Genomic DNA, 14,862 nt, shown 5'->3' with positions numbered 1-14,862 from the left:
TGGATCCGGGCGTCGATCCGGGCGGATCGGTCGTGGCGTGGTCACCGGGCTACGGCTGGAGGCATGGCGTCGGGACGTTCCCCTTGGTGGACACTGGATCATCTCCTTGAGGCGCCTTTATAGTGGAGTCCGCCATTAATATCCGTCAAGAGGGAGCCCCCGTGACTCTCGCCGTGAGCGGCGGCGATCTTCAGCGGCTGCGCAAGCTCAACTCGCTGTCCGTCGTGGCGGCCCTGCGCGCCGACGGCCCGATGCCGCTGACCAACCTGGCGGAACGCACCGAACTGGCCAGGGCCACCGTCAAGCAGGCCGTCCACGACCTGATCGAGCAGGGCTGGGTCGCCGAGATGGACCCCAGCGCGGGCGCCAAGGGCCGGCCCGCCCGCCGATACCGCTTCCGCGCGGAGGCGGGGCGGGTCCTGGGGCTCGACATAGGGGCGCACAACGTCAGGGCCGCGCTCGGCGACCTCGACGGCAACGTCCTGCACCTGTCCCGTGTCCCGGTGACGCCCGCGCTGACCAGGGACGAGCGGCTGGAGGCCGTGGACCGCGCGATCGACGCCTGCCTGGCGGGTGCGGGCGCCACCGAGGACGAAGTCTGGGCGGCGGTGGCCGGCAGCACCGGCTACATCGACCTGGAAGGGCGCATCGTGTTGTCACGCGCCATCCGCGACTGGTCGGGCGCCCCGCTGGCCGAGCACCTGAGCGCCCGGCTGCCGTGCCCGGTGGTCGTCGAGAACGACAGCCGCCTGGCCGCGCTCGCCGAACACCGCAGGGGCGCCGCGCAGCAGGTCGACAACCTGGTCTACCTGCATCTCGGGCGTCGTCCAGGAGCCGCGGTCATCCTCGACGGCGCCCCGCTGCGCGGTTCGAGCGGAGCGGCGGGCGAGATCGGCGTGCATCCGCTGTTCAACCTGGCCGCCTCCAGCGACCTGCTGCAGGCGGCGGTGACACCGGTCACCTCGGGGCTCGCGCCCGGCGAGGTCGCGGCCGCCATCTTCGAGGCGGCCCGGCAGGGCGACCCGGGCTCGACGACCGCCGTGCTCCGCTACGTGAAGGTGGTGGCGATGGCGACGGCGGCCATGACGCTCACCGTCGACCCCGAGCTGGTGGTGCTGGGCGGCGGCTTCTCCCGGTCGGCGGACGTGCTGATGGAACCGCTGCGCGCGGAGCTGGAGACCATGTGCCTGCGCACCCCCGAGCTGCGCGGCTCGACGCTCGGGGAGGAGTGCGTGGCCGTGGGCGCGGTGTGCTTCGCGGTCGATCACCTGAACGCGCGGCTGTTCAACCCCGCTCACTAATGGCGGGCTTCGCCATAATGGGGGTGCGCCGGAGGACCGCCACTGCCGCGATCGGCAGCAGGAGCAGGGTCAGCACGCCCGACACCACGAGGCCCTGGACACTGCCGGCCAGCTCGATGAGCGGGCCGCCCGCCATGAGGCCGAGGGGCGCGGCCACCGTGGAGCCGGTGGTCCAGAGGGTGACGACCTGCTGCTGCTCCTCGGGGCGCACGCCCGACTGCAGGAAGCTGTAGGCGACCGGCGTGAACGGCGCCCACACCAGGCCGCCCAGGGCGAAGACGACCAGAGCCGGGGTGAGGTCGTCGACGAGGGCCAGGGCGATCGGGCACATCGCCCACAGGCCGATGATCGCGATGAGGACGTGGCGTTGCGGCAGGTTGCGCAGCTGGTTGACCAGGGCGGCGCCGGCGAAGGCCCCCAGGCCCAGGGCGCCCCACATGAGACCCAGGGCGGAGGCGTCGGCGTCGAGGCGGTCGCGCACGTAGAGGGGGAGGGCGACCTCGATGGGCATGTAGAGGAAGTTGAAGAAGAACTCGACGACCAGCAGGCGAGCGGCCACCGGGCGGCGCCGCAGGATCCGCCACCCGGACTCGGCCCCACGCCCCCGCCGCCCGCCACTCCGCACCGCGCGGACGCCACCCTCCTCGACCCCGCCCCCCTCGACCCCGCCCTCCTCGACCCCGCCCTCCTCGGCCGGGCCCTCCTCGACGGCCGCAGCCGTGGCCGCGTGAGACGAGGGCCCCTCGGACAAGGCCGCGTGGGAGGGCACCGAGCGGGGGACGGCGAGGAGGACGGCGGCCAGGAGGATGAGCGCCCCCGCCGCATCGCAGAACAGCGCCACCCCCGCACTCGTGGTGGCCACGATCAGCCCTCCCAGCACCGGCCCCACGATGTACAGCGCGAAGGTGGCGTTCAGCCCCAGCAGCCCGTTGACGGCGAACTGCCCGCTCTCCCCCGCCAGCGACGTCGCCAGCAGCCGCCTGCTGCTCGACGCAGCCATGCGGAACACCGACCCGGCCAGCAGCCCGCCGATGAGCACCGGCAGCGTGAGCCGCCCGGTGAGGGCCAGGGCGCCGAGCGCGGTGAAGGTCACCGACCTGAACACGCAGTCGGCGATCAGCAGGACCCGGGGCGCGATCGTGACGCGCCCCAGCCCGATGGCCAGCGCCAGCACGGTCGACAGGATGAACGGCGCCGCCTCCACGAGCCCGATGGCGATCGCCTTGGGCACGTCGCCGTGGATGGCGAGCGTCTGCACCGGCATGGCCACGATGATCATGCCGGTGCCCGCGCTGGCGAGCAGGTCGCCCAGGAGGAGCCCGGCCAGGTGCCGGTTGCGCAGAACCTCGCGGTAGGACCGGTTGGTCTCGCGGCTGCTGGTCTCGGTGGACATGGGACTGGCCTCCTGCCGGGGGTTCGCTGGGGGGTGTCAGGCGCCGACGTAGGCGGCCAGGTGCTCGCCGGTCAGCGTGGAGCGGGCCGCGACGAGGTCGGCGGGGGTCCCTTCGAAGACGATCGTGCCGCCGTCGTGTCCGGCGCCGGGGCCCAGGTCGATGATCCAGTCGGCGTGCGCCATGACGGCCTGGTGGTGCTCGATCACGATCACCGACTTGCCCGACTCGACAAGCCGATCCATCAGTGCCAGCAACTGCTCCACGTCGGCCAGGTGCAGGCCGGTGGTCGGCTCGTCGAGCACGTAGACGCCGCCCTTGTCGGCCATGTGGGTGGCCAGCTTCAGCCGCTGCCGCTCGCCGCCCGACAGCGTGGTCAGCGGCTGGCCCAGGCTGATGTAGCCGAGGCCGACGTCGGCCAGGCGCTCCAGGATCGCGTGGGCCGCCGGGATGCGCGACGGACCGGAGGCGAAGAACTCCAGCGCCTCGCCGACCGGCATGGCCAGGACCTCGCTGATGTCCTTGCCGCCGAGGCGGTATCCGAGCACGGATGCCTGGAAGCGCCTGCCTTCGCACTCCTCGCAGGGGTTCTCGACGCCGGCCATCATGCCGAGGTCGACGTAGACGACTCCGGCGCCGTTGCAGGTCGGGCAGGCGCCCTCGGAGTTGGCGCTGAACAGCGCGGGCTTGACCCCGTTGGCCTTGGCGAAGGCCTTGCGGATCGGGTCGAGCAGCCCGGTGTAGGTCGCCGGGTTGCTGCGGCGGGAGCCGCGGATGGCGGTCTGGTCGATCGCCACGACGCCGTCCCTGCCCGCGACCGAGCCGTGGATGAGGGAGCTCTTGCCGGATCCGGCCACGCCGGTGACGACGCAGAGCACGCCGAGCGGGATGTCGACGGAGACGTCGCGCAGGTTGTGCGAGCGGGCCCCCCGTACCTCCAGCACGCCGGTGCGCGCGCGGACCTCGGCCTTGACGGCGGCGCGGTCGTCGAGGTGGCGGCCGGTCAGCGTGTCGCTGGCGCGCAGCCCCTCGACGGTGCCCTCGAACACCACCTGGCCGCCGGCGGTGCCGGCGCGCGGTCCGAGGTCGACGACGTGGTCGGCGATCGCGATGGCCTCGGGCTTGTGCTCGACCACCAGCACCGTGTTGCCCTTGTCGCGCAGGCGCAGCAGCAGCTGGTTCATGCGCTGGATGTCGTGCGGGTGCAGGCCGACGGTGGGCTCGTCGAAGACGTAGGTGACGTCGGTGAGCGAGGAGCCGAGGTGGCGGATCATCTTGACCCGCTGCGCCTCGCCGCCCGACAGCGTGCCCGACGACCGGTCGAGGGTGAGGTAGCCCAGGCCGATCTCGGCGAAGGAGTCGAGGGTGTGACGCAGCGACGCCACCAGCGGCGCGACCGTCGGCTCGTCGAGGCCGCGGATCCACTCGGCCAGGTCGCGGATCTCCATGGAGCAGGCGTCGGCGATGCTCACGCCCTTGATCGTGGCCGAGCGCGCGGCCTCGTTGAGCCGGGTGCCGGAGCATTCGGGGCAGGAGGCGAAGGTGACCGCCCGTTCGACGAAGGCCCGCACGTGCGGCTGCAGCGACTCCTTGTCCTTGGAGAGCATGGACTTGCGCAGCTTGGGGATCAGGCCCTCGTAGGTGAGGTTGACGCCGTCCACCTTGATCTTGGTGGGCTCCTTGTGGAGCAGGTCGTCGAGTTCCCGCTGGGTGAAGGTCCTGATGGGCTTGTCGGGGTCGAAGAAGCCGCAGCCGGTGAAGATCCGGCCGTACCAGCCGTCGGCGCTGTAGCCGGGCACGGTCAGCGCGCCCTCGGTCAACGACTTGGCGTCGTCGTAGAGCTGGGTCAGGTCGATGTCGGTGACGCGGCCCATGCCTTCGCAGCGCGGGCACATGCCGCCTGCGCGGGAGAAGCTCTCGCGCACGAAGGTCTGGTTGCCGCGCTCGACCGTGACGTCGCCGCCGACCCTGACCGAGGCGACGTTGAAGGAGTAGGCGTTGGGCGGGCCGATGTACGGCTGGGCGAGCCGGCTGAACAGGATGCGCAGCATCGCGCTGGCGTCGGTCACCGTACCGACGGTGGAGCGCGGGTTGGCGCCCATGCGCTCCTGGTCGACGATGATCGCCGTGGTCAGCCCGTCGAGCACGTCGACGTCGGGCCGCGCCAGCGACGGCATGAACCCCTGGACGAAGGCGCTGTAGGTCTCGTTGATCAGCCGCTGCGACTCGGCCGCGATCGTGGCGAACACCAGCGAGCTCTTGCCGGAGCCGGAGACGCCGGTGAAGGCGGTCAGGCGGCGCTTGGGGATCTCGATGCTGACGTCCTTGAGGTTGTTCTCCCGCGCGCCGTACACGCGGATCGTGTCGTGGCTGTCGGCGGCGTGCCTGGGGGTGGTTGCCATCGTCTCTCTCCGTCTGGAAGGTGCGTCGGGGGTTCAGCGCTCGTCGACGACGTGGCCGTCCTGGGTGCTCACGTCCTTGGTCAGCGCCATGGTCGGCGGCGCCTCGGGTAAGGCGGCGACGGCGCGGGAGGCGGACTCCAGCAGGCCGGCGTCCTCCCAGTGCCAGGTGTCGTGGTAGGTGCCGTCGTCGAGCTGGATGAGCACGGCGTGCGTGAGTCCGGGGCAGGTCTCTCTGACGGTGCCGATCAGGCCGGCCCGCCGGGCGAGGAACTCCTCGAGGTCGGCCTCGGCCACGGAGTAGGTGTGCGTGCGCACGACGGACATGTCGGCCTCCTCATCTCGGGTGGTGTGAGACCAGGGTGGCCGCCCGGATTGATACATCCGCTATGCGCCGGCGATGCGTCCCGCTACGTGCCCAGGCGAATGATCCCCCGGGAGGCGGCGACGGTGACGGCGGCGGTGCGGTCGTCGACGCCGAGCTTGGCGAAGACGTGCAGGAGGTGGGTCTTGACGGTGGCCTCGCTGATGCACAGGTGGGCGGCGATGGCCTTGTTGCTCAGCCCCCGGGCGACGGCGCCGAGCACCTCGATCTCCCGGCCGCTGAGCGCGCCAGGCGTGTCGGAACGCGCCCACGACAGCACCCGCGAGGCGATCGAGGGCGACAGCGCGCTCTCGCCGCGCGCCGCCGCCCTGATGGCGTCGAAGAGCTGCTCGCGGCGGGTGTCCTTGAGCAGGTAGCCGATGGCGCCGGCGTCGATGGCGCGCGAGATGTCGCTGTCGGTGTCGTAGGTGGTCAGGACGATCACCCGGGCGCCCGGGTCGTTCTCGCGGATGCGGCCGATCGCCCCGGCGCCGTCGAGTTCGGGCAGCTGCAGGTCCATGAGGGTGACGTCGGGCCGCAGCGTGCCCGCGAGCCGTACGGCCTCGGCCCCGTCGACCGCCTCGCCCACCACCTCCAGGTCGTCCTGGGTCTCCAGCATCGCGCGGATGCCGTCGCGGACCACGGGGTGGTCGTCGGCGATCAGGACGCGGACGGTCATGATGCGCCCACGGACACGGGGACGCCCACGGGGAGGCTGGCCACGACGGTCGCGCCCGCGCCGGGCGCGCTCTCCACGATCAGCGTGCCGCCGAGCTGTTCCATACGCTCCAGCATGATCGACAGGCCGTGTCCCGAGGCGGCGCGCCCCGGGTCGAAGCCGTCGCCGTCGTCGTGGACGTCGAGCACGATCAGGTCCTCCATGTACGACAGGGTGAGCGTGACCCGCTCGGCGCCGGCGTGGCGGCGCACGTTGGCGGCGGCCTCCTGGGCGACGCGCAGGAGTTCGGCCTGCGCCCGCTCCTCCAGCGGCCGGGGCGTGCCGGTGATCACGGTGTGGGCGTCGATGCCGGTCTCGTCGGACAGGCGGCCCGACAGCTGCTGCAGCGCCTCGGGCAGGCCGCACTCGTCGAGCTGTCCGGGCCGCAGCGCTCCCACCACGCGGCGGCTCTCGACCAGGTTCTCCCTGGCCGCCCGCAGCGCCTGGGTCAGGTGCCTGTTGTCGGGCAGGGTCGCCTCTGCCGCCTCCAGGAGCATCACCACGCTGGCGAATCCCTGGGTGAGGCTGTCGTGGATGTCGCGCGCCAGCCGCTGCCGTTCGGCGGCGACGCCCGCCTGCCGTTCGGCCGCCGCGCGTGCCTCCTGCGCGGCCTGCAGCTGCTCGATGAGGCGCTTGCGCTCGTCGCTCTGGCGCGCCATGGAGCTGATGTAGCCGACGGCGATGGCGCCGCTGAGCGCGATCAGCGCGGTGGTGGCGATCTCGCTCCAGGTGACCGCTCCCGTCGAGTGGTAGCGGTGCCACAACCAGCCGCCGGCGAACGACACGACCGCGACCAGCCCGACGCGCAGGGCGTCCATGCAGTACGGCACCAGCACAGCCAGCGCGACGACCAGGAAGGAGGAGTCGATGGCGAACAGGCCCAGCCACAGCAGCCCGCCGCCGAGGACGTACGGCAGCGGCACCTCCGCCCCCGCCTTGCCTGAGGCGGGCACGCGCAGCACGAACCACACGGCGTACCAGGCGGCCAGCCCGGCCACCAGCGCCACCGGCAGGACCTGGCCGACCTCGACCAGCGCTCCCGCCGAGGTCAGCACCAGCCACGAGACGAAGAAGGCATGCTGCCAGCGGCGTCGTGTCCGCTCCCAGGGCTCCACACCCCCGACGATAGTCAGCCACCAGGAGGCCCGGCATCAACCGGTCGACTGATCGCACGATCGGTGGTCCGCTCGATGTGCGCGCACCTCCCTGGCGGCCAGACTCGACGCCGTGAGCATCCCGAGCCCGTCCCAGGCCGTGTGGCACCTGGGCCCGATCCCCATCCGCGCCTACGCCCTGCTGATGCTGCTGGCGGTCCTGGTCGGCATCTGGGTGACCCGCCGCCGGTGGGCGGCACGCGGCGGCGACCCGGCGATCGTGGACGCGGTCGCCACCTGGGCGGTGCCGCTGGGCCTGGTCGGCGCCCGCATCTACCACGTGGCCACCTCCTGGGAGTCGTACTTCGGCCCCGGCCAGGAGGCGTGGCGGGTCGTGGCGATCTGGGAGGGCGGGATCAGCATCTTCGGCGCGGTCGCGGGCGGCGCGGCCGGCGCGTGGCTGGCCTGCCGCCGCCACGGCGCCGACCTGCGCGCCTTCGCCGACGCCCTGGCGCCCGGTCTCGCGCTCGGCCAGGCGATCGCCCGCTGGGGCAACTGGTTCAACCAGGAGTTGTACGGCCGGCCGACCACCCTGCCGTGGGCGCTGGAGATCGACGCCGCGCACCGGCCGCCCGGCCTGGAGTCCACGCCCACCTACCATCCGGCCTTCCTGTACGAGTCGGTGTGGAACCTGGGCGTGGCCGCCTTCGTGCTGTGGGCCGAGCGGCGCTTCCGCCTGGACCGCGGCCGGGTGTTCGCGGTGTACGCCATGGCCTACACCACCGGCCGCGCGTGGATCGAGTGGCTGCGCATCGACCCTTCGCCGTACGTGCTCGGGCTGCGTTTCAACGACCTGGTGGCGGTCCTCGGTTTCGCGGCGGCCCTCGCCTACCTGGTGGCCACCCGCAGGTCCGGCTCCGCCGCGGCCCGATAGCTCAGCCGGCGAAGGCGGGCGCGGGCAGGCCGCGCACGCCGGGGTCGACCAGGAGCACCCGCCCCGCGAGCTCGTCGGCCGAGCCCAGCGACGCGCTGGTGACCGCCAGCACGTCGAGGCCGGGACCGGCGAAGGCGCACCGCGTCGGGCGCGAGACCGGCAGGCGGATCACCCGGTCGATTGTGCCGTCGGGCGCGTACCTGACCACGCGCGAGCCGTCCCATTTGCAGTTCCACACGCCGCCCTCCGCGTCGACCGCCAGCCCGTCGGGGTAGCAGTCGTGGTCGGTGGCGAAGATCCGCTCGGGTCCCAGCTCGCCGGTCGCGGGGTCGGTGTCGTAGCAGCGGATCACCCGCCTGGTGGAGTCGACGTGGTAGAGCACGTCACCCTCCGGGCTCCAGGCGGGGCCGTTGGAGCAGATGATGCCGCCGAAGACGCGGGTCAGGCCGAGGTCGGGGTCGAGCCGGTAGAACGAGCCGGACGGCGAGCGTTCGCCCAGGTCCATCGAGCCGACCCAGAACCGGCCCGCCGGGTCCACCGCTCCGTCGTTGAGCCGGTTGCCCTCCGGCTCGTCGACCTCGCGCACCACCTCGACCGTGCCGAGGTCGACGTCGCAGAAGGCGATGGCGTGGCGCAGCGCGGCGACCAGCCCGCCGCCCGCGCGCAGCGCCACGCTCCCGACCGGTCCGGGCACGGCCAGGCTCCTGGTGGGGCCGCCGTTCCAGTCCCGCGCGTGGACCTGGCCGCGGGTGATGTCCACCCAGTACAGCCGCTCGCCGTCCCACAGGGCGCTCTCGCCCAGCTCGCAGCGCACGTCGCCGAACACGTCAGTCATGGGCTCGAGTCCGTCCGTAGGCGAGGAGGATGACCAGGATCACCAGGCCGTAGATCATCAGCCTGCCGTACTCAGGCACCCGCTGTGCCTGCAGGAACGTGGTCACGGCCACCAGGGTGAGCGCGCCCGCGACGACGCCCGCGTAGTGGCCGCGCCCGCCGAGGATCGACACCCCGCCGACGACCACGGCGGCGATCGACTCGAACAGGTACGGATCACCCAGGCCGAGCGAGGGTTGCCCGCCGTACCCGACGAGCATGACGCCCGCCAGGGCGGCGAAGACGCCGCTGAGCGTGTAGAGCGCGACGGTCACGCCCCGCACGCCCACCCCGGCCAGGTAGGCGGCGCGGGGGTTGACGCCGACCGCGTAGACGCGGCGCCCGAACGTGGTGAGCGTCAGCACGACGGTCACCAGCAGCGCCACCCCCGCCCACACCAGCAGCGCGCCGAGCGGGAAGAGCCCGCGCAGCGGCTCGGGCGCGTAGGAGCCGCACGTCGCGCAGGTCAGCCCCTTCGACAGGCCCAGCGACAGTCCTTGCAGCACGCCGTTCATGCCGAGTGTCATGACGACGGCGGGAACGCCGAGCCAGGCCACGCCCAGCCCGTTGGCCAGCCCCGCCGCCGCGCCGACGGCCAGGGCCACCAGCAGGGCGTACGGCAGGCGGCCAGGTTGCCCGAGCGCCGTGGTGGTCAGCATGATCGCGGCGCCGTTGAGCACCCACGGGATCGACAGGTCGATGCCCCCGACCAGGACCACCAGCATCTGGCCCGCGGCGACGAACCCGGTGAAGCTCGCCACCACCAGCATCGCCTGCAGGCTCGGCCAGGAGGCGAAGCCCGGGTGCAGGATCGTGCCGAGCAGCAGCACTCCCCCGGCCGCGCCGGAGGCGTACAGCACCCTTCTCACGTCGCCCTCCTCAGCAGCATCGCCAGCGAGCCGAGCATGACCGCCACGACCAGGAACAATCCTTGGAAGAGCGCCTGGTAGAGCGGGTCGATGCCGGCGAAGAACAGCACGTCGATGACCAGCGCCAGGGCGGCGGCCCCGGCGACGGCGCCCAGGGCGCTGCCCCGCCCGCCGGTGAAGGCGACGCCGCCGACCACGACCGCGGCGATCGAGGTCAGGATGAACGGCGCGCCCGCGTTGGCGTCGCCCGCGGTGGTGGTCGAGACGTAGAAGACCGCCGCCAGCGAGCAGCACAGCCCGGACAGCGCGTAGACACCGAAGGTGACGCGCCCGACCGGCACGCCGACCGCGCGGGCGGCGCCCGCGTCGCTGCCGATGGCGTAGACGCGCATGCCGAACCGGGTGCGGCGCAGCACCAGCCAGCCCGCGACGGCCAGGCCTAGCCAGATCAGCCCCGTGGGCAGGTCCGGGTTGGTGAGCACGGCGCGGATCTGGGGAGGGATGCTGCCGCCCGGCACGGGCAGCACCCACAGGGCCAGCCCGGTGAAGATCGGCAGGGTGGCGAGCGTGGCGAGGATGGGCGCGATCCTGCCCGCCGACACGATGAGCCCGTTGACGACGCCGCAGGCCGTACCGATCGCGAGCACGAGCGGGAGCTGCCCGAAGCCGGTGACGGCCACGGCGGTGACGGCCACGCACAGGCTGACGGTTCCGCCGACGGACAGGTCGATGCCGCCGGTGAGCACCACCAGGCTCTGGCCGATCGCGACGAAGACCAGCGGCAGCGTGGTGTTGAGGATGGACAGGTAGTCGAAGGCGGTGGGCAGGCGGCCCAGTCCCGTCACGTAGACGGCCAGGTAGGCGACGGCGGTGGCGGCCAGCACCAGGTAGCCGAGCCGCCCGGCGAGGTCACGCATGGGCCTCACCGTCCGCGATGGCCGCCGCCACGATGCGCTCGGCGTCGCGCACCGGGCCGGGCAGCTCGGCGGCCACCCTGCCCTCGCGCAGCACCAGCACCCGGTGGCACAGGTGGGCGATCTCCTCGGTCTCGCTGGAGTAGTACAGGATCGCCTTGCCCGCCCGCGCCAGCTCGGCGACCAGCCGGTACAGGTCGTGCTTGGTGGCCGCGTCGACGCCCCTGGTCACGTCGAACAGCAGCAAGACTCGGGCGTCGGCCAGCAGCCACCTGGCCATGACGACCTTCTGCTGGTTGCCGCCCGACAGGGTGCCCGCCGCAGCGCCTCCTCCGGCGATGCCGAGCCTGCTCACGATGCCCGCCACCTCGGCACGCTCGGCGCCGCGCCGGACGAATCCGGCCGCCGACCGGCGCCCCAGCGTGGCCAGGGCGATGTTGTCGCGGACGGACAGCGGCAGGAACAGCCCTTCCGCCTTGCGGTCCTCCGGCACGTAGGCGATGCCGAGCCCGGCGCGGACGGCGTCCCTGGGCCGCCTGATCCGGGTCGGCCGCCCGTCCACGGTGACGGAGGTGGGACGGCCCGCGCCGAACAGGGTGAGGAAGAGCTCGCGCTGCCCCTGTCCGGCCAGGCCGCCCACGCCCAGGATCTCGCCCGGGCGCAGGTCGAAGGAGATCCCGCCGGGATCGCGGAAGGACAGCGCGGGCTCGGCCGTCGCGGGCGGCGCGATCTCCGGATACATCGCGCCCAGCGTGCGTCCGCTCATCAGCGTCACCGCCTCGGCCTCGGCCAGCTTCTCCCTGGTGGCGACGTGGGTGCCGTTGCGCAGCACCGTCACCCGGTCGGCCAGCTGCTCGATCTCCCTCCACCGGTGCGAGGTGAAGATGACGCAGCAGCCCTCGTCGCGCAGCCGCCGCATGTGCCCGGCCAGCCACTCCACCTGACGGTCGGGGAGGGCCGCGGTGGGCTCGTCGAGGAAGACCACCCGCGGCTCCGTGGCCAGGACGCGGACCAGCTCGACCACCTGGCGGTGGGAGACGGGCAGGTCGGCGCAGACCGCCCGGCCGTCGATGTGGCCGACGCCGAACCGCTCCAGGATCCGGTTCGCCTCGGGTGCCAGGCGGCCGCGCCGTACCAGGCCGAGCCTGCCGCGCGGCGGGTCGGCCAGCAGCAGGTTCTCGGCCACCGTCAGGTCGGGCAGGAGCGACAGCTCCTGGAAGGCGGTCGCGACGCGGCCGTTGACCTCGACCACGCCGCGGTCGGGCGCGACCAGCCCGCACAGGACCTTGATCAGGGTGCTCTTGCCCGCGCCGTTCTCGCCCGCCAGGGCGTGGATCTCGCCGGGACGCGCCGAGAACGACGCGTCCCGGAGAGCACGCACCCCGCCGAAGGCCCGGTCCACCCCGGTGGCGCGGACGGCGAAGGCGTGAAGGGTCGGCACCGGCGCCGTCGACGTCATGACGTGCCGAGGTTGACGGTGAGGGTCTTGCCCGGGCACGGGGTGCCGTCGGTGGCGGCCTCCTGGCACAGGATCAGGGCGGCATCGGGCCCCGAGTCGGTGAAGTCGGCGAAGAAGCTGTCGGGCAGGTCGGGGAAGACCGTCTCGCCCGGCTTGAGCGACTCGGAGGTCACCACGGGGAAGGGGATGGTGATGCTCTCGCGCGGGTGCTCCTTCCTGATGACCGCGCGGGCCAGCTCCAGCGAGATCACCGACAGGTAAGGCGGCTGCCCGATGGACATGCCGGTGACCTTGGGCGTCAGGATTCCGGCCATGTACTTGCGGAAGCCGTTCTCCGCCTCGCCGCCGAAGACCGGCATGGGACGCTTGGCGGCGCCGAAGGCCTTGATCACGCCGTCCGTGCCGCCGGAGACCCACACGCCGTCGACCTGGGGCAGGGCGGGCAGCTGGGCGGAGGTGGCCCGCTGGGCGGTCGCCGAGTCCCACATGCCGCTGTAGGTGGCCACCACCTTGATCCCGGGGTTGGCGGCGAAGACCTCCTTGGCGCCCTTGTTGCGGTCGTTGTCGGCGCCGGTGCCCGCCACACCGGTCACCATGACCACGTTGCCCTTGCCGCCGAGCTGGTCGACGATGAACTGCGCCAGCTGCTTGCCGAAGGCGATCTGGTCGGTGTTGACGGTCAGGCCGCAGGCGGCGTCGACGGTGTTGTCGAAGGAGACCACGACGATGCCGCGGTCGCACGCCTGCTGCACGACGCCGTTGAGCCCGCTGGTCGAGGCGGCGTTGATGACGATGCCGTCGACGCCCTGCGAGATGAGGTTGGCGATCTGCCGCGACTGCGTGGAGACGTCGTTGCCCGCGTTGTAGATGCTGCACTCGACCTGGGCGAGGTAGGGCGGCATCGCGCAGGCGGCCTTGAAGACGTTCTCCATCTCCACGCGCCACTGGTTGCCGATGAAGGAGTTGGACAGCGCGATCTTGAGCTTCTTGTCGGGCGCCGGGGTGTCGCCCGCGGTGCTCTGGGGCGCCTGGCCGCAGGCCGCCGCGAGCAGCAGGATCACCGCGGCGGACGCTAACCGATGTAGATTCATGGTTGCTCCACAGTGCAAGACCGCCACGGGCCCACCCCGTGGCGCACAACCGGTCCGGCCGCGGTTGCCGCCGCGGCCGCACCACTCAGACGTGCGGCAGAGGGAAGGCCTCGGCGTCCCTCAGCACCGCCGCGGCGGCTCCGAGCACCACGACCGTGTGCTCGTCGAGCTCGCCGACGATGAAGGGCGGCAGCACCTCGCCGGCGTGGATCGCACGCCTGGCCATCGACTCCCGCAGGGGTCCGAGCAGGATCTCCCCCGCCGGCGCGAGGTTCCCGCCCAGGACGATGAGTTCCGGGTCGAGCAGGTTGTACATGTTGGCCGCCGCCAGGCCGATGTGCCGGCCGGCGTCGGCGATGACCCTGCGGCAGCCCACGTCGCCCTCCTGTGCCATCGTGATCACTTCCGCGATGGTCAGCCGGTCGCGGTGGCTGCGGCGCAGCTTCTGGGTGATGGAGTCGGCGTTGGCCAGCGTGTTGAGGCAGCCTCGGCCGCCGCAGGCGCAGACCTCGCCGTTCTCGTCGATGGTGGTGTGGCCCAGCTCCCCCGCCGTGCCGTTGGCGCCGGCGTACAGCGCCCCGTTGAGGATGAATCCCACCCCGATGCCGGAGGCGGTGTAGACGTAGGCCACGTCGCGCAGGCCGCGCGCCGCGCCCCAGGTGAGCTCGGCCAGGGCGGCGAAGTTGGCGTCGTTGCCGACCGTCAGCGGCAGGCGCAGCAGCTTGGCCGAGAGGGTGGCGGCGTTGACGTTCACCCACGGCTTGAGCGTGGTGGCGCGGCCGTTGAGCCCGGTGTTGCGCTGGATCGGCCCGGGTACGGCCACGCCGACCCCGATCACGTCGCCGCGCGAGGCGCCGAGCCCGTGCAGCATGTCGTCGAGCAGGGCGTTGACCCGCTCCAGCGCCGCCTCCGGCGTGGTGCGGTCGTCCATCGGCACGCTGTCGTGCAGCAGCAGTTCCTGGGAGGTGTCGCAGATCGCGGCCCGGATGACCCCGTTGGCGATCTCCACCCCGGCCGCCAGGCCGAGGTCTCCGCAGAGCGTGAGGAGCGTGGCCGGGCGGCCGGCGCTCCTGTTGTCCTTGGGGGCCGGGCGCTCGCGCACCGTCCCCGCCTCTATCAGCTCGTCGACCACGCTGCGCACGGTCGAACGCGACAGCCCCGTCACCGCGAGCTCACGCCGGCTCTGCGCCCCGCGCTCGCGCAGCACGCCGACCACTCTGGCGCGGTTGGCGGCTCTCTGGGACATGGCGTGGGTCCGCTCTCTCGGTGCCCCGAGTATCAGCGGCGGGGTCATACCAGTCAATACTCGGCTTTATTGAGCGCCGATCACGACTTCATTAAGGCTGTTTCAGCCATAATGCCCGCTTGGTCAAGGTCTTTCGCCGACCAGCCGAAGTGGGACACAATCAGGGTCGTGTTCCAGCCGGAGCGGACCCCCGCGTGGCGTTACGCCAT

General features: G+C 72.4%; 13 protein-coding genes. 2 read left to right on the top strand and 11 right to left on the bottom strand.

The window, feature by feature from the left end; translation table 11 throughout:
- The first annotated feature begins 161 nt into the window (after nt 1-161).
- A complete protein-coding gene (locus ACIBH1_RS27810; protein ID WP_397316881.1) occupies nt 162-1,301 on the top strand; it encodes an ROK family protein in 1,140 nt (379 codons plus the stop codon).
- Here ACIBH1_RS27810 and ACIBH1_RS27805 read toward each other — a convergent pair.
- The 5 genes from ACIBH1_RS27805 to ACIBH1_RS27785 all read right to left on the bottom strand — a co-directional run bounded on the left by ACIBH1_RS27805 (nt 1,285) and on the right by ACIBH1_RS27785 (nt 7,288).
- Complete coding sequence (locus ACIBH1_RS27805) at nt 1,285-2,694, bottom strand: MFS transporter (protein ID WP_397316880.1); 1,410 nt, start codon at nt 2,692-2,694, stop codon at nt 1,285-1,287. The two genes, ACIBH1_RS27810 and ACIBH1_RS27805, sit on opposite strands and share 17 nt — an antisense overlap.
- Before the next feature lie 36 nt (nt 2,695-2,730).
- On the bottom strand, nt 2,731-5,094 hold the full coding sequence (locus ACIBH1_RS27800) for an ATP-binding cassette domain-containing protein (RefSeq protein WP_397316879.1): 2,364 nt from the start codon (nt 5,092-5,094) through the stop codon (nt 2,731-2,733).
- A gap of 33 nt (nt 5,095-5,127) precedes the next feature.
- Nucleotides 5,128-5,418 (bottom strand): hypothetical protein, encoded by a 291-nt coding sequence (locus ACIBH1_RS27795; protein ID WP_397316878.1) that lies wholly within the window; start codon nt 5,416-5,418, stop codon nt 5,128-5,130.
- Between the two features lie 83 nt (nt 5,419-5,501).
- The gene (locus tag ACIBH1_RS27790) at nt 5,502-6,134 is read right to left on the bottom strand and encodes a response regulator (protein WP_397316877.1); all 633 of its coding nucleotides are present in this window, start codon (nt 6,132-6,134) and stop codon (nt 5,502-5,504) included.
- A complete protein-coding gene (locus tag ACIBH1_RS27785) occupies nt 6,131-7,288 on the bottom strand; it encodes a sensor histidine kinase (protein ID WP_397316876.1) in 1,158 nt (385 codons plus the stop codon). The genes ACIBH1_RS27790 and ACIBH1_RS27785 overlap by 4 nt, the downstream gene beginning before the upstream one ends.
- Nucleotides 7,289-7,400: 112 nt before the next feature.
- Between ACIBH1_RS27785 and lgt the strand changes: the two genes are divergently transcribed.
- Entirely contained in the window at nt 7,401-8,201 is an 801-nt protein-coding gene (lgt, locus tag ACIBH1_RS27780; protein ID WP_397316874.1) for a prolipoprotein diacylglyceryl transferase, read from the top strand.
- A gap of 1 nt (nt 8,202) precedes the next feature.
- On the opposite strand, the gene ACIBH1_RS27775 is transcribed toward lgt, so the two are convergent.
- The 6 genes from ACIBH1_RS27775 to ACIBH1_RS27750 form a co-directional block, all read right to left on the bottom strand.
- A complete protein-coding gene (locus ACIBH1_RS27775; protein WP_397316873.1) occupies nt 8,203-9,036 on the bottom strand; it encodes an SMP-30/gluconolactonase/LRE family protein in 834 nt (277 codons plus the stop codon).
- On the bottom strand, nt 9,029-9,943 hold the full coding sequence (locus ACIBH1_RS27770; protein WP_397316872.1) for an ABC transporter permease: 915 nt from the start codon (nt 9,941-9,943) through the stop codon (nt 9,029-9,031). The genes ACIBH1_RS27775 and ACIBH1_RS27770 overlap by 8 nt, the downstream gene beginning before the upstream one ends.
- A complete protein-coding gene (locus ACIBH1_RS27765) occupies nt 9,940-10,860 on the bottom strand; it encodes an ABC transporter permease (RefSeq protein ID WP_397316871.1) in 921 nt (306 codons plus the stop codon). Before ACIBH1_RS27765 ends, ACIBH1_RS27770 begins: the two co-directional genes overlap by 4 nt.
- Nucleotides 10,853-12,316 carry a sugar ABC transporter ATP-binding protein gene (locus tag ACIBH1_RS27760; protein WP_397316870.1) on the bottom strand — a complete coding sequence of 488 codons (1,464 nt, stop codon included), beginning with the start codon at nt 12,314-12,316 and terminating at the stop codon, nt 10,853-10,855. Before ACIBH1_RS27760 ends, ACIBH1_RS27765 begins: the two co-directional genes overlap by 8 nt.
- Nucleotides 12,313-13,377, bottom strand: a complete 1,065-nt coding sequence (locus ACIBH1_RS27755) for a sugar ABC transporter substrate-binding protein (protein ID WP_397316869.1) — start codon at nt 13,375-13,377, stop codon at nt 12,313-12,315. The genes ACIBH1_RS27760 and ACIBH1_RS27755 overlap by 4 nt, the downstream gene beginning before the upstream one ends.
- Nucleotides 13,378-13,492: 115 nt before the next feature.
- The gene (locus tag ACIBH1_RS27750; RefSeq protein ID WP_397316868.1) at nt 13,493-14,653 is read right to left on the bottom strand and encodes an ROK family protein; all 1,161 of its coding nucleotides are present in this window, start codon (nt 14,651-14,653) and stop codon (nt 13,493-13,495) included.
- Nucleotides 14,654-14,862 lie beyond the last annotated feature (209 nt).

Origin of the sequence: Nonomuraea sp. NPDC050663 (genome assembly GCF_044456985.1) — a bacterium.
Lineage (GTDB): Bacteria > Actinomycetota > Actinomycetes > Streptosporangiales > Streptosporangiaceae > Nonomuraea.
The sequence above is the reverse complement of the archived record's forward strand: the minus strand, read 5'-3'. Positions and strand labels throughout refer to the sequence as shown.

Excerpts from the sequence above, each read along its gene's own strand:
- ACIBH1_RS27805 (WP_397316880.1), bottom strand. The coding sequence starts at position 2,694 with ATGTCCACCGAGACCAGCAGCCGCGAGACCAACCGGTCCTACCGCGAG.
- ACIBH1_RS27775 (WP_397316873.1), bottom strand. The coding sequence starts at position 9,036 with ATGACTGACGTGTTCGGCGACGTGCGCTGCGAGCTGGGCGAGAGCGCC.
- ACIBH1_RS27750 (WP_397316868.1), bottom strand. The coding sequence starts at position 14,653 with ATGTCCCAGAGAGCCGCCAACCGCGCCAGAGTGGTCGGCGTGCTGCGC.
- ACIBH1_RS27800 (WP_397316879.1), bottom strand. The coding sequence starts at position 5,094 with ATGGCAACCACCCCCAGGCACGCCGCCGACAGCCACGACACGATCCGC.
- ACIBH1_RS27760 (WP_397316870.1), bottom strand. The coding sequence starts at position 12,316 with ATGACGTCGACGGCGCCGGTGCCGACCCTTCACGCCTTCGCCGTCCGC.
- ACIBH1_RS27795 (WP_397316878.1), bottom strand. The coding sequence starts at position 5,418 with ATGTCCGTCGTGCGCACGCACACCTACTCCGTGGCCGAGGCCGACCTC.
- ACIBH1_RS27790 (WP_397316877.1), bottom strand. The coding sequence starts at position 6,134 with ATGACCGTCCGCGTCCTGATCGCCGACGACCACCCCGTGGTCCGCGAC.
- ACIBH1_RS27765 (WP_397316871.1), bottom strand. The coding sequence starts at position 10,860 with ATGCGTGACCTCGCCGGGCGGCTCGGCTACCTGGTGCTGGCCGCCACC.